Annotated in this window: 23 protein-coding genes; 9 read left to right on the top strand and 14 right to left on the bottom strand. The window is 66.1% G+C overall.

Annotation, left to right across the window (positions count from 1 at the left end):
* Window positions 1-35: 35 nt before the first annotated feature.
* From KF730_RS03995 to KF730_RS03985, 3 genes are all read left to right on the top strand, one after another.
* Window positions 36-983 carry a glucokinase gene (locus KF730_RS03995; protein WP_294092418.1) on the top strand — a complete coding sequence of 316 codons (948 nt, stop codon included), beginning with the start codon at window positions 36-38 and terminating at the stop codon, window positions 981-983.
* A 47-nt stretch (window positions 984-1,030) separates the two neighbouring features.
* Window positions 1,031-1,513 (top strand): pyridoxamine 5'-phosphate oxidase family protein, encoded by a 483-nt coding sequence (locus KF730_RS03990; protein ID WP_294092416.1) that lies wholly within the window; start codon window positions 1,031-1,033, stop codon window positions 1,511-1,513.
* Between the two features lie 168 nt (window positions 1,514-1,681).
* Window positions 1,682-2,056, top strand: coding sequence for a YkvA family protein (locus KF730_RS03985; RefSeq protein WP_294092415.1), 375 nt, complete (start codon window positions 1,682-1,684; stop codon window positions 2,054-2,056).
* 261 nt (window positions 2,057-2,317) lie between these two features.
* Here KF730_RS03985 and phaZ read toward each other — a convergent pair whose 3' ends face one another.
* Window positions 2,318-3,550, bottom strand: a complete 1,233-nt coding sequence (phaZ, locus tag KF730_RS03980; RefSeq protein ID WP_294092413.1) for a polyhydroxyalkanoate depolymerase — start codon at window positions 3,548-3,550, stop codon at window positions 2,318-2,320.
* 148 nt (window positions 3,551-3,698) lie between these two features.
* Here phaZ and KF730_RS03975 point away from each other — a divergent pair, with 148 nt between their 5' ends.
* From KF730_RS03975 to KF730_RS03965, 3 genes are all read left to right on the top strand, one after another.
* Window positions 3,699-5,471, top strand: coding sequence for an ABC transporter transmembrane domain-containing protein (locus KF730_RS03975; protein ID WP_294092412.1), 1,773 nt, complete (start codon window positions 3,699-3,701; stop codon window positions 5,469-5,471).
* Window positions 5,468-6,223 carry a hypothetical protein gene (locus KF730_RS03970; RefSeq protein WP_294092411.1) on the top strand — a complete coding sequence of 252 codons (756 nt, stop codon included), beginning with the start codon at window positions 5,468-5,470 and terminating at the stop codon, window positions 6,221-6,223. The genes KF730_RS03975 and KF730_RS03970 overlap by 4 nt, the downstream gene beginning before the upstream one ends.
* A 66-nt stretch (window positions 6,224-6,289) precedes the next feature.
* The gene (locus tag KF730_RS03965; RefSeq protein WP_294092410.1) at window positions 6,290-7,453 is read left to right on the top strand and encodes a saccharopine dehydrogenase NADP-binding domain-containing protein; all 1,164 of its coding nucleotides are present in this window, start codon (window positions 6,290-6,292) and stop codon (window positions 7,451-7,453) included.
* Between the two features lie 35 nt (window positions 7,454-7,488).
* Here the strand turns inward: KF730_RS03965 and KF730_RS03960 are convergent, their stop codons facing one another.
* From KF730_RS03960 to rnr, 3 genes are read right to left on the bottom strand one after another with little or no spacing between them, the layout of a single operon-like run.
* Window positions 7,489-7,809 (bottom strand): hypothetical protein, encoded by a 321-nt coding sequence (locus KF730_RS03960; protein ID WP_294092409.1) that lies wholly within the window; start codon window positions 7,807-7,809, stop codon window positions 7,489-7,491.
* Window positions 7,806-8,201: a hypothetical protein gene (locus KF730_RS03955; RefSeq protein WP_294092408.1), complete on the bottom strand. Its 396-nt coding sequence runs from the start codon at window positions 8,199-8,201 to the stop codon at window positions 7,806-7,808. The genes KF730_RS03960 and KF730_RS03955 overlap by 4 nt, the downstream gene beginning before the upstream one ends.
* 50 nt (window positions 8,202-8,251) lie before the next feature.
* Window positions 8,252-10,534, bottom strand: coding sequence for a ribonuclease R (gene rnr / locus KF730_RS03950; RefSeq protein ID WP_294092407.1), 2,283 nt, complete (start codon window positions 10,532-10,534; stop codon window positions 8,252-8,254).
* Window positions 10,535-10,685: 151 nt separating this feature from the next.
* Between rnr and glpD the strand changes: the two genes are divergently transcribed.
* Window positions 10,686-12,173 (top strand): glycerol-3-phosphate dehydrogenase, encoded by a 1,488-nt coding sequence (glpD, locus tag KF730_RS03945; RefSeq protein WP_294092406.1) that lies wholly within the window; start codon window positions 10,686-10,688, stop codon window positions 12,171-12,173.
* 151 nt (window positions 12,174-12,324) lie between these two features.
* Here glpD and KF730_RS03940 read toward each other — a convergent pair whose 3' ends face one another.
* Together KF730_RS03940 and KF730_RS03935 are read right to left on the bottom strand one after the other, a co-directional pair.
* Window positions 12,325-12,930, bottom strand: coding sequence for a TIGR02466 family protein (locus KF730_RS03940; protein WP_294092405.1), 606 nt, complete (start codon window positions 12,928-12,930; stop codon window positions 12,325-12,327).
* The gene (locus tag KF730_RS03935; RefSeq protein ID WP_294092404.1) at window positions 12,927-14,459 is read right to left on the bottom strand and encodes an aminoacyl--tRNA ligase-related protein; all 1,533 of its coding nucleotides are present in this window, start codon (window positions 14,457-14,459) and stop codon (window positions 12,927-12,929) included. Before KF730_RS03935 ends, KF730_RS03940 begins: the two co-directional genes overlap by 4 nt.
* A 59-nt stretch (window positions 14,460-14,518) precedes the next feature.
* Here KF730_RS03935 and KF730_RS03930 point away from each other — a divergent pair, with 59 nt between their 5' ends.
* Complete coding sequence (locus tag KF730_RS03930) at window positions 14,519-15,412, top strand: DMT family transporter (protein ID WP_294095688.1); 894 nt, start codon at window positions 14,519-14,521, stop codon at window positions 15,410-15,412.
* A 178-nt stretch (window positions 15,413-15,590) separates the two neighbouring features.
* On the opposite strand, the gene KF730_RS03925 is transcribed toward KF730_RS03930, so the two are convergent.
* The 3 genes from KF730_RS03925 to KF730_RS03915 are packed head-to-tail and all read right to left on the bottom strand — an operon-like array spanning window position 15,591 to window position 17,303.
* Window positions 15,591-16,214 (bottom strand): TMEM175 family protein, encoded by a 624-nt coding sequence (locus KF730_RS03925; RefSeq protein WP_294092402.1) that lies wholly within the window; start codon window positions 16,212-16,214, stop codon window positions 15,591-15,593.
* Entirely contained in the window at window positions 16,204-16,791 is a 588-nt protein-coding gene (locus KF730_RS03920) for a DUF938 domain-containing protein (protein ID WP_294092400.1), read from the bottom strand. Before KF730_RS03920 ends, KF730_RS03925 begins: the two co-directional genes overlap by 11 nt.
* On the bottom strand, window positions 16,788-17,303 hold the full coding sequence (locus KF730_RS03915; protein ID WP_294092399.1) for a CcdC protein domain-containing protein: 516 nt from the start codon (window positions 17,301-17,303) through the stop codon (window positions 16,788-16,790). The genes KF730_RS03920 and KF730_RS03915 overlap by 4 nt, the downstream gene beginning before the upstream one ends.
* 73 nt (window positions 17,304-17,376) lie before the next feature.
* Between KF730_RS03915 and KF730_RS03910 the strand changes: the two genes are divergently transcribed.
* On the top strand, window positions 17,377-17,856 hold the full coding sequence (locus KF730_RS03910; protein WP_294092397.1) for an isoprenylcysteine carboxylmethyltransferase family protein: 480 nt from the start codon (window positions 17,377-17,379) through the stop codon (window positions 17,854-17,856).
* A gap of 412 nt (window positions 17,857-18,268) precedes the next feature.
* Here KF730_RS03910 and KF730_RS03905 read toward each other — a convergent pair whose 3' ends face one another.
* The 5 genes from KF730_RS03905 to gcvT all read right to left on the bottom strand — a co-directional run bounded on the left by KF730_RS03905 (window position 18,269) and on the right by gcvT (window position 23,232).
* Complete coding sequence (locus KF730_RS03905; protein ID WP_294092395.1) at window positions 18,269-18,622, bottom strand: DUF6481 family protein; 354 nt, start codon at window positions 18,620-18,622, stop codon at window positions 18,269-18,271.
* A 24-nt stretch (window positions 18,623-18,646) separates the two neighbouring features.
* Window positions 18,647-20,218 (bottom strand): aminomethyl-transferring glycine dehydrogenase subunit GcvPB, encoded by a 1,572-nt coding sequence (gene gcvPB / locus KF730_RS03900; protein WP_294092394.1) that lies wholly within the window; start codon window positions 20,216-20,218, stop codon window positions 18,647-18,649.
* The gene (gene gcvPA, locus KF730_RS03895) at window positions 20,215-21,573 is read right to left on the bottom strand and encodes an aminomethyl-transferring glycine dehydrogenase subunit GcvPA (protein WP_294092392.1); all 1,359 of its coding nucleotides are present in this window, start codon (window positions 21,571-21,573) and stop codon (window positions 20,215-20,217) included. Before gcvPA ends, gcvPB begins: the two co-directional genes overlap by 4 nt.
* Window positions 21,574-21,693: 120 nt before the next feature.
* Entirely contained in the window at window positions 21,694-22,065 is a 372-nt protein-coding gene (gene gcvH, locus KF730_RS03890) for a glycine cleavage system protein GcvH (RefSeq protein ID WP_294092391.1), read from the bottom strand.
* 3 nt (window positions 22,066-22,068) lie between these two features.
* Window positions 22,069-23,232 (bottom strand): glycine cleavage system aminomethyltransferase GcvT, encoded by a 1,164-nt coding sequence (gene gcvT / locus KF730_RS03885; RefSeq protein ID WP_294092389.1) that lies wholly within the window; start codon window positions 23,230-23,232, stop codon window positions 22,069-22,071.
* Between the last annotated feature and the right edge of the window lie 41 nt (window positions 23,233-23,273).

The raw sequence follows: 23,273 nt of genomic DNA, 5'->3' as shown, positions 1-23,273 counted from the left end.
CCCTAACGGAAGCCGTGAATGGAGAGGGATCGCCCATGGGCGAGTTGGCGCTGGTGGCCGATATCGGCCGCCAATCGGTGCGGTTTGGCCTGACCGGTGGCGACGCCGGGCTTGAGCCGCGCGACGTGCGCCGCTTCCTGGTCAGCGAGCACCCGACCTTCACCAGCGCCCTCGTCGACTATCTCACCGCGGTGAACCTGCGCGAGGAGCGCCTGCCCAGCGTCCTCGCCGTCGCCGGTGCCGCGCGCGGCGACCTCATCAACCTGACGGGAAGCCGCTGGTACATCTCGCTCGCCGGGGTCGAGGCGGTGCTGCGCGTACCGCCCCGCGCGCTCAACGAATGCGCCGCCAATGCGCTGGCGCTCACTCTCCTGCCCGCTTCCGCCCTGACCCCGCTTCACGGCCCCGCCCCGCGCGCGGTCGAACCCGGCGGCAATTATGTCGTGATCGGCACCGGCACCGGCCTCGGCGTCGCCGCCCTGATCAGTGCCGGCGACCGCATTGTCCCGGTCCAGAGCGAGGCCGGGCACATGTCCTTCGCCGCGACCACGCCCGACGAGCGCAAGTTCGCCGATTTCTGCGCCAGAAAGGGCCTTACGCTCGATGTCGAGCTGCTGCTCAGCGCGCCAGGGCTGCTCCTCGCCTATGAAGCCCTGTCGGACGGGCAGAAGCTCGCCAGGCCCGAGGACGTGACGCGCGGCATCGGCCGCGATCCCGCCGCCACCGCCGCGGTCCGGATGTTCACCGAGCATCTCGGCAGCTTCGCCGGCGATCTGGCGATGGCGTTCGGCGCATGGGATGGGGTGTTCTTCACCGGCGCCATCGCCCGCGCGCTCTTGCCCCAGCTTTCCGATCCCGGCTTCCGCCGCCGCATGGAAAGCAAGGCCGCGTTCCGCCGCCAGCTTTCCGAAGTCCCGGCCGCCTTGGTCAACCGTAACGATCTGGAATTGCTGGGCGCGGCCGCCGCCCTGGGGAACGCCTGAGCCGGGCGCTCGTTACCCCGGGGGAACCGAAACCCCGGAGAACAGCCATGGCCGATGTCGCGAAACTCAAAAAGGATCTGTGGTCGAAGCTCGCCGCCAGCCCGTTCGTCATGGTCGGGCTGATGGACAGCGCCGAGCATCATATCCCGCTCACCGCCCAGCTCGACGAGGACCAAGTCGATACGATGTTCTTCTTTATCGGCAAGGACAATCGGCTGGCCCAAGGCGGCAAGGCGATGATCCACTTCGCCGCCAAGGGGCATGACTATTTCGCCTGCCTCGACGGCACCGCCCGCATCGACAATGATTTCGCCCAGGTCGAGAAATTGTGGAGTCCGCAAGTTCAGGCCTGGTTCCCCGGCGGCAAGGACGATCCCAACCTCGCGCTGCTTCGCATCGATCTCGACAGCGCCGAACTGTGGGAGACCGACATGTCGCTGTCGGGCAAGCTCAAGATGCTGTTCGGCGGCAAGGTCAAGGGCGACGAGGTCGGCAGCCACGCCGTGGTGGAGACGACGGCGGAGGGATGAGGCCTCTCGCGAAATAACGGTTCCCCAGCGAAGGCTGGGGCCCAGTTGGAGGACATGTATTGGCGGGCGCTGCGCTCCGTTACAGCAACCTTCCCAACTGGGCCCCGGCCTCCGCCGGGGAAAAACCTATGCCTTGACGCGCGATCTACACCCCGCCACCCCTCCCAAATGCCCGGCCCCACCCTCGCCCACCGCATCCGCACCGAAGCCCATGCCGTCTGGCTAGCCGCCCGCGATCCGCGCACGCCGATCGCCGCCAAGTTGGTCGGGCTGCTGGTGGCCGCCTACGCCCTGTCTCCGATCGACCTCATCCCGGATTTCATTCCCGTCATCGGGCTGCTCGATGACGCGATCCTGATTCCGATCGGGATCTGGCTGTTCGAGCGCCTCGTCCCCGCCGATCTCATGACCGAGCACCGCGCCCGGGCCGCGATCGAGACCGAGCGCCCGGTAAGCCTGTTCGGCATCCTCATCGTCGTCGCGATCTGGGCGGCCTGCGCATGGCTGGTCTACAGCATCGTCGCCACCAGCGGCTATGAATAGGGCCGCATCCGGTCCCCGGCTTGCAATGTAGGATTTCGGCTGCTTGGGTCAGCGGTCGCCAATTCCGGCCGCTCTTTGAAATCCTGAATAAGCCCGAAGTGTCGCCACGCTGTCGCGCTCGTGTCGCGTGGCTGTCGCGCCAGTGGCGTGTCGGTGTCGTGCCAATGTCGCATCAGCGTCGCGAAGGTGTCGCGCCACTGTCGCTTCACCGCCATCGCCCTCTGAGGGCGCGACCGCGAAAGGTGCCCCCCTGCTTCCGGCTCAACCGCTATGCGTGGCGATCCACTTGTCGACAACCGGCGCGATCCGGTTGCGCCATTTCGATCCGTTGAAGATGCCGTAATGGCCGACATCTTCCGCCAGATGATATTGCTTCATCGCCTCCGGCAGTCCGGTCGACAGCGTCAGCGCCGCCTTGGTCTGGCCGATGCCTGAAATATCGTCTTTCTCGCCCTCGATCGCCAGCACCGCTATGTCGGTGTTCGCGCCCGGGTCCACCAGCCGCCCGCGATGCGTCATGATGCCCTTGGGAAGCGCATGGTCCTGGAAAACGGTGCTGATCGTCTGGAGATAGAATTCCGCGGTCATGTCGCAGACCGAGCGATACTCCTCGTAGAACTTCATCGTCGAATCAGCGCCTTCGCCGTCGCCCTGGACGAGATGCTTGAACATCTCCCAATGGCTGACCATGTGGCTGCCGAGGTTCATGGTCATGAAGCCTGCCAGTTGCAGGAAGCCCGGATAGACCCGGCGGCCCGCGCCCGGATAGGTCATCGGGATCGTCGCGATCACATTCTGCTCGAACCAGGTATGCGGCCGCTCGGTCGCCAGCGTGTTGACTGCGGTCGGTGCCTCGCGCGTGTCGATCGGTCCGCCCATCATCGTCAGCGTGCGCGGACGATTGGGGTGATTGTCAGCGGCCATCAGCGCCGCAGCCGCGAAGCACGGCACCGAGGGCTGGCACACCGCCAGCATGTGCGGGCGCGGATCGCCATCCCTACCGATGAACGCCAAGAATTCGGTGATATAGTCGATATAATCGTCAAGATCGAACTTGCCGTCCGCCACCGGCACCAGCTTCGCATCGCGCCAATCGGTGATGTAGACGTCGTGCTTGGGCAGCATCCGCTCGACCGTGCCGCGCAGCAGCGTCGCGTAATGGCCCGACATCGGCGCGACGATCAGCAGCTTGGGGCTACCTTCCACGCCTTCGCGGCGGAAATGCTTGATCTGGCCGAATGGCTTGCGGAGCACGATCTCCTCATGGACGTCGACCATCTCGCCATCGACGATGGTGCGGTCGAGACCGAATTCAGGCTTGCCGCGCGGGGCGCTGGCATGGGCGAACACTTCGAGCGCGGAGCCGAGAACGGGTCCACCGCCGAAATAGGCGAAGGGATTGGCCGGATTGTTGAGCAATCCCGCGCTGAAATTCGCCATCGCGCTGGCTCCAGCGAGCAGCGAGCGCTGAATCTCATAGGCGTCGTAGAGCATTGGCAATCCTTCACCGTACCCCCCGGTAAACGGCAGCGGGGCCGGTCGTTATAGCGGTCGCATGCTGCGGCGCAACGCCGGGAATTCACCAAGGTGAGAGCGTTGTGGACAGTTCCCCTCCCCGTTCATCCGCGCTAGGCCGCCTCCCATGGCCAGTTCCGCCCCGCAACCGAACCGCAAGCTCAGCAATCTGGCCGTGATCTGGGGCTTCACCCGCCGCTATCCGCTCCAGCTCGTCATCGCTACCCTCGCGTTGTTCACCTCGTCGGCCGCGACGCTGTGGATTCCGCGCACCTTCAAGCAGATCGTCGATAACGGCTTCGCGGCCGGCGCCGACACCAGCAAGATCGGCATCTATTTCCAGGGGCTGTTGCTGGTCGTCGCGGTGCTTGCCATCGCCACCGCGGTCCGCTTCTTCTTCGTCTCCTGGGTCGCCGAGAAGACCGTCGCGGACCTTCGCACCGCGGTGCACCGCAACCTGCTGCGCCTGCCGCCCAAATGGTTCGAGGAAAACCGCCCGAGCGAGATCGCGTCGCGCCTGACCAGCGATACCGCCATCGTCGAACAGGTCGTCGGCTCGACCGTCTCGATCGCACTGCGCAATTTCCTGACCGGCGTCGGCGGGATCATCTATCTCTTCGCGCTCAGCCCCCGCATCGCCGCCTATTTGATCGTCGGCATTCCGCTGGTCGTGCTCCCCATCGTCTGGCTCGGCAGCCGCGTCCGCCAGCTCTCGCGCGCCAGTCAGGACCGCGTCGCCGATGTTGGCTCGATCGCCTCCGAAACCCTGGGCGCAATGCGTATCGTCCAGGCATTCGGGCAGGAGCAGCGCGAGGGCGAGCGCTTCCAGGCCGCTGTCGCCAGTACCTTCGCCGCCGCCAAGAAGCGCTTCGCGCTCCGCGCGATCATGACCGCGCTTGTCATCGGCCTGCTCTTCGCGGCGATCACCCTGATCATGTGGGACGCGGTCTCGGGTGTCGCCGCCGGCCGCATCTCGGGCGGTTCGATCACCGCCTTCGTCATCACAGCGGGCCTCGTCACCGGTTCGTTCGGAGCGCTCACCGAAGTCTATGGCGATCTCCTGCGCGCCTCGGGCGCCGCCAGCCGCCTCGCCGAACTGCTCCGCCAGGAGCCCGACATCGCCCCGCCGGCGAGCCCGGTGGCGCTGCCCCAACCGCCGCGCGGCAGTATCGCGTTCGAGCATGTCACCTTCCGCTACCCGACGCGCCCCGAAGTTTCCGCCCTCGCTGACTTCTCTCTGGAAGTGGAGCCGGGCGACACCGTCGCGGTGGTAGGCCCCTCGGGTGCGGGCAAATCGACACTCTTCCAGCTCGTCCAGCGCTTCTACGATCCCGATAGCGGCGAAGTTCGCGTCGATGGCGTGCCGCTGCGCGATGCCGATCCCGCCGACATCCGCGCCCGTATGGCGCTGGTGCCGCAGGACACGGTGATCTTCGGCGCCTCGGCCCGCGACAATCTGCGCTACGGCGCCTGGGACGCGACCGACGAGCAGCTTTGGGCTGCGGCCGATGCCGCCAACGCCGCCGAATTCCTCCGCGAGCTGCCGCAAGGCCTAGACACCTTTCTCGGCGAAAGCGGTGCGCGCCTTTCCGGCGGCCAGCGCCAGCGCATCGCCATCGCCCGCGCCTTGCTGCGCGACGCCCCGATCCTGCTGCTCGACGAAGCCACCTCCGCGCTCGACGCCGAAAGCGAGCGGCTGGTCCAGGATGCACTCGATCGGCTGATGGAGCACCGCACCACGCTGGTGATCGCCCATCGCCTTGCCACCGTCCGCGCCGCCAAGCGCATCATCGTCATGGATGAAGGGCGCATCGCCGAAACCGGTACCCATGCCGAACTGGTTGCCAAGGGCGGGCTGTACGCGCGGCTGGCGGCGCTGCAATTCGATCAACCCGCATGATCCGCGCGCTGCTCGCCGTTGCGCTGACCTGCGCGCCGCTGCCCGCGCTGGCGCAAGCCAAGGTCTGCGAGGTCGATAATTATGCCGATCGCCGCGCCTCGAAGATCGAGGCGAAGATCGGCAAGGGCCCCGAACTGACCGGCCTGCTGACCGAGAGCCCGCTGATCGGCAGCAAGATCCTGTTCGACGACAAGACCGACTTCAAATTCCCCGCCGACCCCAAGGCTCTGTTATACCTTTATCGCACCGGCCACTCGCTGCCCGGCAAGGACTGGCGCCAGCCAGGATCGGTATTCTCCGAAGTATCCGGTTTCGGCTTCGCGTGGCCGGTGCTGCGCAAGGGCAAGATGAAGGACACAGAATATGTCGTCCGGTTCAGCTTGGGCGACGCGAGCCTGATTGCCTTCGCCTCGGACCTGGACGATTCGCCGACGATCGAGTTCGCCGGAGTTACGGTGCCGACCCTGGCGAGCATGTACGATCATTCGCCGCATTATTGGCCCAAGCTGCGTGCGCCCATCATGTCCGAGCGGCAGATCGAAAGCTGGCGGGCTGCGCTGGAGAAGACATTCCAGGCTGGCGGCGGAATATTGGAAGTGCAGTTCATCTATTTCGGCGGCCCGAAGGCGCAGGAGATGTTCGCCGTCACCCGCTTCCAGCTACCCGGCGGTGCCGCGTTGCAAGCACGGCTGGTCTCGGACGTGAACGCGCTGCGCAAGGCGGCAGCCGAAGGGGATTGCCCGCTGCAATAGCCGCAGGCCCCTTTACCCAATATTCGAAAGCGCGGTATGCTCTCTCCCGCACAGGAGAGGATGAACATGGCGGACCGCGAGTTCAATATCATTGTCTATGGCGCCACTGGCTTCACCGGACGCCTCGTCGCCGAATATTTCGCGGCCAACTACGCGGACGTGAAATGGGCGATGGCCGGCCGCTCGCTGACCAAGCTGGAGGAAGTCCGTGACGAGATCGGCGCGCCCGCCGACACGCCATTGCTCACCGCCAATGCCGACGATCCCGCCGCACTCAAGGCGCTGACCGCCCGCGCGCAGGTGATCATCACCACCGTTGGCCCCTATCAGCTCTATGGCGAGCCGCTGCTCGCGGCCTGTGTCGAGACCGGCACCGCCTATGTCGATCTGTGCGGCGAGCCCAATTTCATGCACGCCATGATCCGCAAATATCAGGACGCGGCGAAGGCCAGCGGCGCGCGGATCGTCTTTTCGTGCGGCTTCGATTCGATCCCCTTCGATCTCGGCGTGTGGACCGTCGAGCAGGAATGCATCCGCCGCTTCGGCAAGCCAGCTCCGCGCGTGAAGGGCCGCGTCCGGGCGATGAAGGGCACCTTCTCGGGCGGCACCTTCGCCAGCGGCAAGGCGACCGCAATGGCCGCGGCCAAGGACCCTTCGGTGTTCAAGGCGCTGGTCGATCCCTTTTCCCTGACGCCGGGCTTTTCGGGGCCGGACCAGCCGAAGGGCGTGCTGCCCGAATATGACGAAGCCATGGGCGCCTGGGTGGCGCCGTTCATGATGGCGGTGATCAACACCAAGAATGTCCACCGCACCAATTTCCTCGCCGGCCACCCCTATGGCGAGGACTTCAAATATGACGAGATGATGGTCGCGCCGGGCCTGGGCGAAATGGGCAAGGCCGCCGCAGAGGCGATCGCCAAAATGAACCCGATGAACGCCGACAAGGGACCGGCGCCCGGCGAAGGCCCGAGCAAGGAAGAGCGCGAGACCGGCTTCTATGACATCGCCTTCGTGGCGGAGATGCCCACGGGCGAGCGCGTCACCGCCACGGTCAAGGGTGATCGCGATCCCGGCTATGGCTCGACGAGCAAGATGATCGCGGAGAGCGCCCTGTGCCTGATCCGCGATGTGAAAGGCGAAGGCGGCGTCTGGACCCCTGGCGCTCTGATGGCCGAGCCGCTGATCAGGCGGCTTGAGGCGAATGCCGGGCTCAGCTTCTCGATCGACTAGGCGCGGCCGGGATCGCTGCTTGCCTGACCCTCGCTCTAGCCCTGGTAGCCGGCGAGCATGAGTATTACCGCCGCCAGGACGGCGACGATGATCACGATCGGCACCAGGATGCGGCGGCGGCGATCGGCATCGGCCTGAAGCGCTACCGTATCGATCCAGTAGCGCCCCGCCGAAGCCTCGCGGACAATGCCCCTGCTTTGCATCCGCGCGAATTCGCGGTGCATGACGTGGCGGTCCGGCACGAAGGCGACGGCTTCTTCAGCGCTGACCGCGTGCTGCACGAAGAAATGCGCGACGATCTTGCGCCGTGCCCGCGCGATGATCGCGCCGATCGGAATGATCGGCGATGCGATCATTGTGCCGGGCAGGCGTTGGCCAGCGGGCCCGCGAGAATTCCCCCATCATCCAGCGAATCGACGCGCATCGTCACCCCGGTAGCGAAGAAGTCAGGCGAGGTTTTGCAGAAGCCGCCGATCATCGCATCCGAGATGGTCTGTTCGGTCAGCTCGGCGCGCCAGCCGGACGGACCGCCGATGACGAACACCAGGGTATTGGCTTCGGCGGTGACCGATTTGACAGTGATGCCGCCTTCGAAGGTTTGCCCGATCACGCTCTGCATGTTCTTCGCAAAGTCGGCGGCGGTGGGCTTGGCCGCCGGCTGAGTGCCGGAAGCGGACGAGGTCTGTTGCGCGGCGGCGGGTAGCGCGGCCAGCGCGAACGCAGCGGCGGCGAGAAGCAGTTTCAGCATGATATTCCCCTTTAGTCGGAGAGCATACGCATACCGCCCGCGCCGTCAATTCAGCGTTTGCGGCCCTGATGGCGGATATTGGCGGGACGGCCGCGATGCTTGATGACGCGCTTGGGCCCGCCACGGTCGCGACGCGCATCGAAACCTCCTCCGCTCGCCGAACCCTTGCCGTCGGGCAGCTCGAAGCGCAGCGCGCCGGTGACCGGATTGGCTTCGGCGAGACGCAGCTGGAGTCGCTGGCCCAGCGCATAGCTGGTGCCCGAATGCTCGCCGATCAGCCGCTGACTGGCCTCGTCATAGCGGAAATATTCGGTGCCTAGGTCGCGCGCCGGCACCAGCCCGTCGCCGCCGATGCCCTCGACCGTGGCGAAGAAACCGAAATTCTGAACGCCGGTGATCTTGGCGTCGAGCACTTCACCGACATGCTGGGCGAGATAGGCGGCGACATAGCGATCGATGGTGTCGCGCTCGGCCTCCATCGCGCGGCGCTCGAGTTGGGAGATACTCTCGCCGATGCGCTCCATGCCGCCGGCCTCCTCGGCGGTGAGACCGCCCTGCCCCAGCCCATAGGCGCTGACCAGCGAGCGATGGACGATCAGGTCGGCATAGCGGCGGATCGGCGAGGTGAAGTGCGCGTAGCTGCCGAGCGACAGGCCAAAATGCCCGGCATTCTCGGGTCCGTAATAGGCCTGGGTCTGGGTCCGCAACACCTGGGTCATGATGTCGTCGCGGGCGTCGCTTTCCTCGACCTTTCTCAGAATCTGGTTGAAGGTCGCGGGCTTGATGACCTGCCCCAAAGCGAATTCCATGTCGAAGGTCTTGAGATAGTCCTTAAGCGCGACCAGCTTCTCGCGGCTCGGCGGCTCGTGGATGCGATACATTACCGGTGCCTTCCTGGCCTCCAGCGCCTTGGCCGCGGCGACATTGGCCGCGATCATGTAATCCTCGATCAGCTTGTGCGCATCGAGGCGCTCGCGGGGGGCGACCGAGAGGATGCGGCCTTTCTCGTCGAGGACGATGCGGCGTTCGGGCAGATCGAGATCGAGCGGTTCGCGCTTCTGCCGCGCCTTGTTTAGCGCCGCCCAGCAGCCCCAAAGATGCTTGAGCGCGGGCTCGACCTCGGCACGCTTGTCGGAGCCGATGGCGAAGCGTTCGTCGAGCAAAGCGCGCTCGGTCTTGGGCCCGTCGATGATCGTCTGGGCATCGTCATAGGCGATGTTGGCGGCGATGCTGACCACCGCGCGGGTGAAGCGCCAGCTCCTGAGCTCGCCGTTCGCGCCTACCTGAAGGTGGCAGGCAAGCGCCGCGCGATCCTCGCCCTCCTTCAACGAGCAAACTTCCGCAGAGAGGATCTCGGGCAGCATCGGCACGACGCGATCGGGGAAATAGACCGAATTGCCGCGCTTGCGTGCCTCGCGGTCTAGCTCCGAGCCGGGGCGAACGTAGAAAGACACATCGGCGATGGCGACAACGGCCTTCCAGCCGCCCTCATTCTTGGGATCGTCGTCGGGCGCGGCCCAGACGGCGTCGTCATGGTCGCGAGCGTCGGCCGGGTCGATCGCGACGATCGGCAGGTGGCGCAGGTCTTCTCGCTTTCCCAGTTGCTGCTTCGAGACGCGCTCGGCCTCGGCGAGCAGATCGTCGGAGAAGACATTGGGAATGCCATGCTTGTGGATCGCGATCAGCGAGAAGCTGCGCGGGGCGAAGGGATCGCCGAGGATTTCGGTGACCCGCGCGAAGATGCGCGGCGGACGACCGGCCTTTTCCGCGAGCACGAGATCACCGGGCATCGCCTCGCCCCGATCCGAGATCGGCAGGCTGTTGCGATCCTTCTTGTCGATGCCCTGAAGATAGAGTCGCCCGCCCTCTTCATGGACGACGCCGAGCATCTGCTCCTCGCCGCGCGCGAGCTTCTTCATCGGATGAGCGATCCAGCCATTGCCGGCCTCTTCGGTGCGGGCAAGGATGCGGTCGCCAACGCCCAATGCGCCCTTCCTGCCGCGCTCGCGAACGCGGAGGCGCGGCACCGGAATTCCCTCCGCCTGCCATTGCTCGGGCTGCGCCCAGACGGTATCGCCGGTGACGTCGGTGACCCGCAGCACGGTAACCTTGGGCACGCCGCCCATCTTGTGGAAGGCGCGGCCGGGGGCGGTATCGATCAGCCCCTCATCGCTCATGTCTTTCAGAAGCGCCTTGAGCGCGATCTTGTCCTGCGCGTGCAGACCGAACGCCTTGGCGATCTCGCGTTTGCCGGCGGGGGTGGAGGAAGTGGAAATAAAATCGAGAATTTGCTGCCGCGTGGGCAGGCCGTTTCGTGTGTTTTGTTTTTTCATTGGCAACCGAGGTAATGAGTCGCGGCGCGGATTCCAATTGCCGGCACGTCAGCTTCACGCTTTTCACGGTGGTTCGGCAGTTTAATTTCCTACTCTTGATCGATTATTTCAGGCGCTTCCCCAAAAGCCCGCGACGGTTCAAAGAGCTTTGGTGACCCTGACAGCTTCCTCCTCTGTAGGACAGCATTTTGACCTGCTGATCGTCGGCGGCGGGATCAACGGCTGCGCGATCGCCCGCGAGGCCAGCCTGCATGGGCTGAAGGTGCTGCTGGTCGAGAAGGACGATCTGGCCAGCCACACCAGCTCGGCATCGACCAAGCTGATCCATGGCGGGCTGCGCTATCTGGAAACATACGAATTCCGGCTGGTCCGCGAGGCGCTGCACGAGCGCGAACGGTTGCTCTGCGCCGCACCGCATCTGATTCGGCCGATGACCTTCGTGCTGCCGCACGCCCATTCGGTGCGGCCGTGGTGGATGGTTCGCGTCGGACTGTTTCTCTACGATGCGCTGGCGGGCAAATCCTCGCTGCCGCGCTCGCGGGGACTGCATGCCCGCGACCGGGCGTTCACCGATCCGCTCGAGGGCGATCACAAAGGCTTCGTCTATTCGGACGCATGGGTGGACGATGCGCGGCTGACGCTGGCCAATGCGCTCGACGCGGCGGGAAACGGCGCGGAGATCGCGACGCGGACCGAACTGGTATCGGCGGAGCGCGCGGGCAATGGCTGGCGGGCGGAGCTTTCGGACGGGCGCAGCGTCGCGGCGCGGATGCTGGTCAATGCCGCCGGGCCATGGGTGGCGCGGTTGCTCGACCGGCTGCGCATTACCACCAGTTCGCGCGTGCGGCTGGTCAAGGGCAGCCACATCGTGGTGCCGCGGCTGTTCGAGGGCGAGCATGCCTATATCCTCCAGCAGCCAGACCGGCGGATCGTGTTCGCCATTCCCTATGAGGGCGGCTTCACCGAGATCGGCACCACCGACATTCCCGTCGAGCGTCCCGAGGACGCGGTCTGCTCGGACGAGGAAATCCGTTACCTCTGCGAGGCGGTGAACCGCTATTTCACTCGCCAGGTGACCGCCGCCGATGTGGTGACGACCTGGTCGGGGGTGCGCCCGCTCCACGATGACGGCGAGGCCAGCGCGCAGAATGTGACGCGCGATTATGTGCTGGAGGTCGATGCGGACGGCCCGCCTCTGCTGTCGGTGTTCGGCGGCAAGATCACCACGGCACGGGCGCTGGCCGAGGAGGCATTGGACAAGATCGGGCCGCTATTGGGCGTGGATGCGCGACACAAGACTCGCGCGCGGATGTTCCCCGGCGGCGCGATCGCCAGCTTCGACCAGTATCTGGCCAAGGTCCGCGCACGCTGGCCGTTCCTCGGCGAGTATCGCGCGCGGCGGATGGCGCATGCCTATGGGCGCTGCCTCGACGACATGCTGCACGAGGTGACCGACGAGGCTGGCATGGGCACGGACCTGGGCGGCGGGCTGACCGAGATCGAGGTGCGCTGGATGCGCGACCATGAATGGGCGCGGACGGCGGAGGATGTGCTTTGGCGGCGGAGCAAGATCGGGCTGCACGCGACGCCGGGGCTGGCCGAGCGGGTGGAGAAGGTGCTGGCGGAAACCTCTCGTTAACGCCTTGGCACGATCCTCACCCGCGGGTGGGGTGGCGCTACCAAGGAGACGCACATGGATATCAATCGCCTGCTCATCATGCTGATCTGCCTGATCGTCGCCGCCGCTTTCCTCTATATCTGGCATCGCCGCGACACCGGGCGGGAAAGCCTTACCAGCGATAGTTGAAGCTGACGCTGATCCGTTTGGCGCTACCGGTTCCAGCGGGAACCTCGTGGCGAAGCCAGCTTTCCCATAGCAGTACGGTGCCGGCCTCGGGCGTGACCTCGACGAAGCTGCGCAGCATCTCCGGCGCGTCTTCGGTGCGGGTCGGCGCGGCCATCATCATCGCCAGGCGCGGATCTTCGAGACGAAGGCCGCGCGAACCTGCGGGCAACGCGACATAGAGCGTGCCGGAGACGACGCTGTGCGGGTGGATATGGCCCGAATGGCCGCCGCCGCCGTTCAGGACATTGACCCACAGACTGTCGAGCTTGAGCTTCCTGCCCTGCAGGTCGAACGCGGCGTCCTTGGCGAACCGGGCAACATGCTTGTCGAGCAGGCGCTTGAGATCGGCGAAGGCCGGATCGCGGATCGGCAGATCGCCCAGCGAAGCGTAGCTGGTATAGCCCTTATAGCCATGTTCCTTCGCCCAGCGCTTGCCGGCCATGTCGTCCTCGGCGAGCTGGAGGCACGACTGCTCCAGTTCGGCGACCAGACCGTCATCGCCGAGCGAAGCCTGATAGAGCAGGCTCGCGAAGAGCGGGCGCGTGCTCAATAGGCGCGTCCGACCAGCACCCGCTCGACCGCGGGTGCGCCGGTGAAGATGCAGGCGCCGGTGGCGGGCAAAGCATCCTGGGCTACGTTGCGAAGCGTCAGCTTGAGCGCCTTCAGGCGTTCGACGACCTTGTCGAGGTCAGCGCCACTGGGCTTGCTCCATTCGATTTCGAGCCAGCCGGGTTTGCCGCCCTTGCCGAAATGCGCCTCCATCGCCGCGAAGTCCGGGACGTCGCGGGTGATGTTCGCGTCCATCCGGGCGCGGGCTTCGCTGTGGAGCCCCGACTGGATTTCCTCCAGCATCGTCGCCGCCTGGGCTGCGAACTCGTCCTTGCCCACCACCGCGCTGTCGAGCTTGCCGTCCTCGCGATACAGCCGATCGCGGCGGATCACCGAGACGTTGCCGCCGGCCATGTCGCGCCCGCCGACCTCGATGATGACCGGCGCGCCCTTCTTGACCCAGCTCCAGCGCTTGGCCGCGGCCTTGCCGAACTTGAGATCGAGCAAGGCGCGGACCGGCTCGCCAAGGGCCGAAAGCTTGGCGAGATCGGCCTGGAGACCCTTGCAATACTCCACCAGCGCGGCGTCCTCGTCATTGTCGCGCAGCATCGGCACGATGACGATCTGCCACGGCGCGATGCGCGGCGGGACGCGCAGGCCGTCATCATCGCCATGGACCATGATCACGCCACCGATCATGCGGGTCGAGACGCCCCAGCTCGTCGTCTGGGCGAGTTCGAGTTCGCCGGCCGAATTCTGGAACTTGATGTCCTGCGCCGACGAGAAAGTGGTGCCGAGGAAGTGGCTGGTGCCCGCCTGGAGCGCCTTGCCGTCCTGCATCATCGCTTCGATCGAATAGGTCGCGACGGCGCCGGGAAAGCGCTCATTCTCGGGCTTTTCGCCGGCGACGACGGGCATCGCCAGGCAATCCTCGGCGAAGCTGCGATAGACTTCCAGCATCTTGAGCGTCTCTTCGCGCGCCTCGGCCTCGCTGGCATGGGCGGTATGGCCCTCCTGCCAGAGGAACTCGCTGGTGCGCAGGAACATGCGGGTGCGCATCTCCCAGCGGACGACATTGGCCCATTGGTTGATCAGCACCGGCAGATCGCGCCACGACTGGACCCAGCGGCTGAAGGCGGCGCCGATCACCGTCTCCGAGGTCGGGCGGACGATCAGCGGCTCCTCCAGCTTGGCGGCGGGATCGGGCATCAGCCCGCCCTTGCCGTCCGAGATCAGGCGATGATGGGTGACGACCGCCATCTCCTTGGCGAAGCCCTCGACGTGATCGGCTTCCTTCTCGAAATAGCTCAAGGGGATGAACAGCGGGAAATAGCAATTCTCATGGCCGGTCGCCTTGATGCGATCGTCGAGCAGGCGCTGGATGCGTTCCCAGATGCCGTATCCCCATGGCCGGATGACCATGCAGCCGCGGACGCCGCTCTCTTCGGCAAGATCGGCCTCCGAGATGACGGCCTGATACCAGGCGTTGAAATCCGCTTCGCGGGTGACGGGGAGAGCGTGCTTGATCATGGAAGCGCGATTAGCGGGGACTTGTCCCGGGGTCCACCGTGCCGCAAGGGATCGCGGCGATGGAAGGCGACCGGATCTTCAAGGGGCTGGCCCTCAGGCTCTTCGCGATCGCGTGCCTCTCCGCCATGTCGGCGCTGGTCAAGCTCGCCGAGGCGCGCGGCGCCGGGCTGATCGAGACGATGTTTCACCGGCAATTCTGGGCGGTGCCGCTGGTCGTGGCGTGGATCGCCGCCGGGCCTGGGCTGGGATCGGTCAGGACCCAGCGCTTCGGGGCGCATGTCGGCCGCGCGGCGGTGGGGCTGACCGGGATGGTCTTCACCTTCGGCGCGGTGCTGCTGCTGCCGCTGGCCGAGGCGACGACGCTGCAATTCACGGTGCCGATCTTCGCGACGATCCTGGGCGCGCTGGTGCTGCGGGAGCAGACCGGCTGGCATCGCTGGGGCGCGGTGATCGCCGGGTTCGCCGGGGTATTGATCGTCGCCCAGCCGGGGAGCGGGCATTTTCCGCTGTATGGTGCGGTGGTGGGCCTGCTCGCGGCACTGTTCGTGGCGATCGTCGCGATCCTGCTGCGCCAGATCGGCAAGACCGAGAGCACGGGGACGACGGTGTTCTGGTTCTCGGCGCTGTCGGTGCCGGTGCTGGCGGTGCCCTATGCCTTCCAATGGCAGGCGCATGACCTGACGACCTGGGCGATATTGATCGGGATCGGGCTGATCGGCGGCGTCGGGCAGCTGGCGCTGACCGGATCGCTGCGCTTCGCCCCGGTCGCGAGCGTGGTGCCGATGGACTATTCGAGCCTGATCTGGGCGACGCTCTATGGCTGGCTGCTGTTCGGGGTTCTGCCGACCCGCCACACCTGGATCGGCGCGCCGGTGATCTTCGCCAGCGGGCTCTATATCGTCTGGCGCGAGCGGGTGCGGCACCAGGAGAAGATCGTCGAACCGGGGCTGTGAGCCGGTGCGAATGTTGAGGAAGTTTAGTGCTTTGGGAGACTAAACATTCGCGAATGGTCCCAATGGCCGCAGTGACCATGCGGGGTCGGGACAGACGATTTCAAAGAGCGGACGGCAGAGCCGGCCGCATGGGCCAAGCAGGTGAAATCCTACATTGCAAGGTTCTTGGGCAAGCCGCTCAGACCTCCCACTGCCAGCGCCATGCGAACAGGCCGATGGTGACCGGCAGGGTCGCGTAGAGGAACGGCGCGAAGATGCCGACGCCGGGGATCATCGCCAGGATCGCCGACAGCGTGCCGGTGACCGCCAGGATCGCCCAGATCCAAGATTGCCCGGCCGCCTCGCGCCGCTTGTCGGGCGTGAGTTCGGGATTGCGCAGCGCATCGCGGAACAAGAGCACGGTGATCACCGACATCGCGGTGAAGCCCATGCCGTAGACGGTGAAGAGCTGGGCCAGGCTGCCGCGATAGGAGTCGCCCTGCCCGCCGAGGAACGCCGCGAACGATACCGCCATCGCGCGTAGCGGGACGATGTAGACCAGCACCATGAATATCAGCAGCAGCGTCAGCAGCAGCGAGCGCGCGTCGCCAACCCCGCGCAGTACGCGCCACCGGAGATGGCTGAACCAGAACAGGGTGATGATCGCGAAGCCGATCGCGAAGCTGGGGATCGCCGCGACCGCGCTTTCGAGCGTCGCCGAATCGGCAGCCGATCCGCCGGCGCCGACGACCATCAGGCTGACCGCGAAGGCGAAGGCGGCGTCGGTGAAGCTGTCCACGCGTTTGATGATCTCAGGCGTCATGGCGGTACACCAATATGAGGTTGTTGGCGGGCATCGGCTCGATACGTTCGAGGGTGAACTGGCGCGCCGAGGCTTCGCGGGTGACGTCCTCGACATGGCGGAGGCCGTATTCCGGGGACTTGTCCTTGAGCCACAGCTCGAACTGCTCGTTCGAGGGCGCGGTCTCGACGCCGTGCTGGCGATAGGGACCGTAGAGGATCAGCGGGGCACCGGGCGGAAGCAGCGCCGCCGCGCCGTCAAGCAGGCCGAGCGTCGCCGCCCAGGGGCTGATATGGACCATGTTGATGCAGAGGATCGCATCGGCAAGGATGCCGGGCCACGCACCGGCGGCATCGAGCATCAGCGGCCGGCCGACATTTTCCTGACCTTCGGTCCATTCGGCGATCGAGGCGAGTGCGTCCGGATCGGGGTCGCTGGGCTGCCATGCCAGCGCCGGGAAGCGTTTGGCGAAATAGGCGCAATGCTCGCCCGAGCCGCTGGCGACCTCCAGCACAAGCCCTTCGGTGGGCAACACCTCGGACAGCACCGCCGCGATCGGCTCCCGATTGCGCGCCGTCGCCGGGGCATGGCGCTTCATGCCGCCCGGGCTTCGGCCAGCAGGCGGCGGGCGCGCAAGTACATCTCGACGCGGGTCGCGGTGAGCAGGCCCAAAGCGAACGCGATCAGCACGTCGGTCATCATCATCACATCGACATGGACACCGGGGACGCCGAGCGCATCGGCGTTGCGCGCGACCGAGCGGATCACGATCAGGCCGAGGAGCAGGAGCATCGCCCAGGGTGACGCCTTCTGGCTCAGTTCGTGGGTTTCGGGATCGACCGCGATCCGCATCAGCTTGCCGCGCTGCCAGCCGATCGCCGCGCCGGCGAGCAAAGCCGCGCCGCAATAGCCCCAGACCATCCCGTGCGGCGGCATGTTCCAGAAAGTGATGCCGGCGATGACGAGATAGAGCGCGGGCACGATCCATAGCCGCTCGACCTTCAAGGGCCGCTCGCGGCTCATGCTCCGCAAGCGGAAGAACAGGACCACGGCGATGATGACGGCGGGGATGGCATATTGCAGCCAGCCTTGGGGAGACGCGGTGTGCATGTGCGCATCATTACGGTTCGGCCACGAATGGCAAGCCGTTGCGATTCCGCACGTTCGCGTTCATCAGGCATCCATGCTGACACCAGATGCCGACAGCCCCCGGATCAAATTCCCGCCGCCGCTCGCCTTTATCGGCACCTTGCTGGCCGGCTGGGCGCTCGAAGGCTGGATCGGCTATCCGGCGATCCCGGTGATCCCGTACCGCACGCTCCACACCTTCGGGATGATCGCGCTGGTGCTGGGCGCGGCGATCATCCTGACCGCGCAGGGGCTGTTCCTGCGCTTCAAGACCGATTCGCGGCCGTGGAAATCGGACAGCAACCTGATCGTCGAGGGCGTCTATAAATGGTCGCGCAACCCGATGTATCTGGGAATGGCGCTGGTCTATCTCGGCATCACCATGCTCAACGACAGCGGGACGCAATTGTGCCTGTTGCTGCCGCTGCTGTTCGTGATCCAGAAGGAAGTGATCGAGCCGGAGGAGGGATATCTGACGAGCCGGTTTGGCGCGCGGTATCTGGATTACAAGGCGCAGGTTCGGCGGTGGATTTAGCCGCCTCCAAACCATAATTGTCACCCCGGACTTGTTCGGTACTTATCCCATTCGAGCATGTGTCTCCTGTGGTTCCCCGGCGAAGGCCGGGGCCCAGGTGGAGAGGTCGCCGTAACGAAGCGCTGCGCCCGTCAATATCTGTCCGCCAACTGGGCCCCGGCCTTCGCCGGGGAACCGCACATGCTCGAGCGGGATAAGCACCGACTTGTTCCGGGGTCCACCAAGCGGCTTAGCGAGAAGCAAGAGGCTCTGGCTCAACGCGATCGGCACAGTGGACCCCGGAACAAGTCCGGGGTGACACAGGGAGGGTCTTGGCTATCTCTGCGCGTCATTAGAGGGCGCAGCGCTTGCGGCACTCCCCCTCCACCACCGCTTCGCGGCGGTCCCCCTCCCCCTCCGGGGGAGGATTGAATTACTTTCGCGCCTTGCGCGCAGCGTAGCGGGCGTCGCGCTTGGCCTTCTGCTCTTCGGCGGTGGGGAGCATGAACGAGCGGGCGATCTTTTCCTTCGCTTCGCGCGCGGCTTCCTCGGCAGCGGCCTTGGCGGCGGCTTCCTCGGCGAGCTTGTCGGCCTTGGCCTTTTCCGCCGCGGCCTTTTTGGCGGCGCGCTTCTCGGCCTCTTCGGCTTCCTTCTTCTCGCGCGCGGCGCGGCGCTCGGCGAGTTCGGCCTCGCTGAGCTTGGGCGCGGCCTTCATCTTCTCAAGCAGCGCCTTCTTGGCGTCCGCCGAGCGGCCGGCGCGGTCACGGAACGTATCGTTGTAAGTCATTCTTCGATCATAACTCCTGAGCGGTCATTCCGCCGCCTGCGCCCCGACGGGCTCCTTCCACGCCAGCACCGGCTTGCGCGCGGCCAGCGTCTCATCGAGACGGCGGCGCGGCGCGAAATGCGGCGCGGTGCGGATCGCGGGGTCGCCGCCCTTAGCGCGTTCGGCCACGGAACGGAAGGCTCCTATGAACTGATCGAGCGTGGCCTTGCTCTCGGTCTCGGTCGGCTCGACCAGCATCGCGCCGTGGACGACGAGCGGGAAATAGACCGTCATCGGGTGGAAACCCTCGTCGATCAGCCCCTTGGCGATGTCGATGGTCGAGAAGCCCTCGGGCAGGCCCTTATCGCTGAAGATCGCTTCGTGCATGCACGGTCCGCTCTTGGCGAAGGGCGCGTCGAGCACGTCTTCCATGCTGCGCAGGATGTAATTGGCGTTGAGCACCGAATCCTCGGCGACCTGGCGGAGACCGTCGGCGCCGTGGGACAGAATGTACGTCAGGGCTCGCGTGAACATGCCCATCTGGCCGTGGAAGGCGGTCATGCGGCCGAAGGTGCCAGCATGGTGCTCGCCGGCGGTTTCCTCCTCGACGAGGCGGAAATGATCGCCGTCGCGCTCGACGAAGGGCAACGGCGCATAGGGCGTGAGCGCTTCGGAAAGCACCACCGGGCCCGAGCCGGGGCCACCGCCGCCATGCGGGGTCGAGAAGGTCTTGTGGAGGTTGATGTGCATCGCGTCGATGCCGAGATCGCCGGGGCGGACGCGGCCGACGATGGCGTTGAAATTGGCGCCGTCGCAATAGACATAGCCGCCGGCCGCATGGACCGCATCCGAGATCGCCTTCATGTCGCGCTCGAACAGGCCGCAGGTGTTGGGGTTGGTGATCATCACCCCGGCGATGTCCGGGCCCAGGCGGGCCTTGAGCGCGGCGAGATCGACGCGGCCGTCATCGGTGGCGGGGATGTCCTCGACGGTGAAGCCGGCAAAGGCGGCGGTGGCGGGGTTGGTGCCGTGCGCCGAGATCGGAACCAGCAGGATCTTGCGGGCCTGCTCGCCGCGCGCATCGAGCGCGGCGCGGATGGCGAGGACGCCGCACAGCTCGCCATGCGCGCCGGCCTTGGGGCTCATCGCGACGCTGTGCATGCCGGTGAGCGTGATCAGCCAGTGGGCGAGCTGGTCGATGACTTCGAACGCGCCCTGCGCGCAATCGACCGGGGTCAGCGGGTGGAGATCGGCGAAGCCGGGCAGCCGCGCCATCCGCTCGTTGAGGCGCGGATTGTGCTTCATCGTGCAGCTGCCGAGCGGAAACAGGCCGAGATCGATGGCGTAGTTCTGGCGGCTGAGGCGGGTGTAATGGCGCACCGTCTCGGGCTCGGACAGGCCGGGGAGACCGATGTCGCGGTGGCGCTCAAGACCGGCGAGGCGCGACTTGCCCGCGGGCGCTTCGGCGAAATCGACGCCGGTGGTGCTGATCGAGCCGATCTCGAAGATCAGCGGCTCGTCGAGCATCAGCGCTCGGTTGCCGGTGAAGGTGGCGGCGTCGCTGCCGCCGGCCTCGGGGGTGGTGGGGCGCCAGCCGCTCTGGTTGATCGTGCTCATGCCAGTGCCTCCCGGAGCGCGGAGGCAAAGGTCTCGACGTCCTCCTTGGTGGTGGTTTCGGTGACGGCGACGACGAGGCCATTCTGCAAGCTCGCTTCGCCGGGGTAGAGGCGGCCGAGCGAGACGCCGGCGAGGATGCCTTGCGCCGCGAGATCGCGGACGACCGGGCGGGCTTCCTTGGAGAGCTTCAGGGTGAACTCGTTGAAGAAGGCCGGGGTGATCAGTTCGACGCCGGGAACGCTCGCCAGCACATCGGCGGCGGCGGAGGCGGCGGCATGGTTGATCTGGGCGAGCTGGCGCAGGCCCTTTTCGCCGAGCAGGGTCATATGGATCGACCAGGCGAGCGCGCACAGCACCGAGCTGGTGCAGATGTTCGAGGTCGCCTTTTCGCGGCGGATATGCTGCTCGCGGGTGGAGAGCGTGAGGACGAAGCCGCGCTTGCCCTCGGCATCGACGGTCTCGCCGCACAGGCGGCCCGGCATCTGGCGGACCAGCTTTTCCGAGCAGGCGAACATGCCGACATAGGGCCCGCCGAACTGGAGGCCGACGCCGATCGATTGGCCCTCGCCGACGACGATGTCCGCGCCCATCTCGCCGGGCGACTTGATCGCACCCAGCGCAACCGGCTCCGTGACGACGGCGACGAGCAGCGCCTTCTTCGCGTGGCAGGCGTCGGCGAGCTTCGACATATCGGCGATGCGGCCGAGGATGTCGGGGTATTGGACGACGACGCAGCTGGTGTCGTCGTCGATCTGGGCGATGAGATCGTCGGTGTCGGGGTTCGGGGTCAGGGTCGGGACGCTGGTCACAAGCTGATCGCCGGTGAATTTGGCCATGGTGTTGGCGACCGAGACGTAATGCGGGTGGAGCCCGCCCGACAGGATCGCCTTGCCGCGGCGGGTGACGCGGCGGGCCATGACGATGGCTTCCCAGCACGCGGTCGAGCCGTCGTACATCGATGCGTTGGCGACGTCGCAGCCGAGCAGGCGCGCGACCTGCGACTGGAACTCGAACATCATCTGCAGCGTGCCCTGCGCGATTTCGGGCTGGTAGGGCGTGTAGGCGGTGAGGAACTCGCCGCGCTGGATCAGATGATCGACCGACGCCGGCACGTGATGCTTGTACGCCCCGCAGCCGAGGAAGAACGGCCCGTCGCCGGCGGCGAGGTTCTTCCTGGCGAGCGCCGACATGTGGCGCTCGACCGCGAGCTCGCTGGCGTGGAGCGGCAGGCCGGGGATCGGGCCGTCGAGCCGGGCGGCTTGCGGCACGTCGGCGAAGAGGTCATCGATCGACTTGGCACCGATGACGCCGAGCATTTCCTGGCGGTCGGAAGGGGTAAGAGGCAGATAGCGCATCACATTCTCCCCCCTCCCTTCCAAGGGAGGGGCTGGGGGTGGGTGTGCGCCCCCGGGACTATCGCTTGTGGAGGGCACCCACCCCCCGACCCCCTCCCTTGGAAGGGAGGGGGAGTTAGGTCACAGCTTGCTCACGAACTCGGCATAGGCGCTGTCGTTCATCAGCCCTTCGACCTCGCTCGGGTCGCTCAGCGTGATCTTGAAGAACCAGCCATCGCCTTCGGGGTCTTCGTTGACCAGTTCGGGGGTGTCGGCGAGGGCGGCGTTGCCCTCCAACACTGTGCCCGAGACCGGCGAATAGACATCCGACGCGGCCTTGACACTCTCGACCACGGCGACGTCGTCGCCCTTGGAGACTTCCTTGCCCTCGTCCGGCGTCTCGACGAAGACGATGTCGCCGAGCTGGCTCTGCGCGTATTCGCTGATGCCGACGGTGCCGATGTCGCCATCGACTTCGACCCATTCATGATCTTCGGTGTAATAGCGGCTCATGTGTCAGGCTCCCTTTCTGACATAGCGATGGGGGACGAAGGGCATTTGCACGACCTCCGCGGTGTGGATCTTGCCGCGCTGGGCAAGGGTGATCCTGCTGCCGACCGCTGACAGGGCGGCGGGGACATAGGCCATGGCGATCGGCTTCTGCGCGGTAGGCGCGAAGCCGCCCGAGGTGACGCGGCCGACTTCGGTGCCGTCGGCGTCGACCACCGCGGCGCCTTCGCGGACCGGCTGGCGGCCGTCGATGACGAGCCCGACGCGCTTGAGTATCGGGCCGGTCTCGCGCTCGGCCATGATGCGTTCGTAACCGGGGAAGCCGCCTTCCTCGCGGCGGCGCTTCTTGAGCGCGAAGCCGAGCGCGGCGGAAACCGGGGTGGTCTCGGTATCGAGATCGTGGCCGTAGAGCGGGAGATCGGCCTCCAGACGCAGCGAATCGCGGGCACCGAGGCCGATCGGCTTGACCTCGTCCTGCGCGGTGAGCGCATCGGCGAGCGCTTCGACAGCGGCGGCGGGGACGGAGATTTCGAAGCCGTCCTCGCCGGTATAGCCCGAGCGGCTGATCCACAGCTCATGGCCCTGCCACTGGAACAAGCCGCCCTGCATGAAGACCAACGCCTCGACGCCGGGGATCAGGCGCGACAGGGCATCGACCGCCTTCGGGCCCTGCAGCGCCAGCAGCGCCTGATCCTCGAGATAGTTGGTCTCGATCTCGTCAGGCAGATGCTCGCGGAAATGGGCGATATCGTCCCATTTGCAGGCGCCGTTAACGACCATGTAGATCGAGCCGTCGTCGCGCCGGGTGAACATCAGATCATCGAGGATCCCGCCATTTTCGGCGAGCAGCAGCGAATAGACCGGGTTGCCGGGCCTGGCCGCGGCGATGTCTGCCGGCATCAGCGCTTCGAGTGCGGCTTCGACGCCGGGACCGGAGAAGATCAGCTGGCCCATATGCGACACGTCGAACAGCCCGGCGCTCTCACGCGTCCAGAGATGCTCGGCCATGATGCCTTCATACTGGACCGGCATCTCATAGCCGGCGAACGGAACCATCCGGCCGCCATGGGCGCGGTGCCATGCGTCGAGCGCCAGCAGCGCGAGGGCGGGCTCGCCCTCCCCGCCTTCGGGATCGCCGCTGAGTAACTGATCCTGGACTTGCTGGCTCATCACATCGCTCCGGCGGCAGAATAGAACGACGAACCGGCGTG

It is taken from the genome of Sphingomonas sp. (genome assembly GCF_019635515.1).
Lineage (GTDB): Bacteria > Pseudomonadota > Alphaproteobacteria > Sphingomonadales > Sphingomonadaceae > Sphingomonas.
Note: the sequence above shows the minus strand (reverse complement) of the source record. Positions and strands in the feature narration are given on the sequence as shown.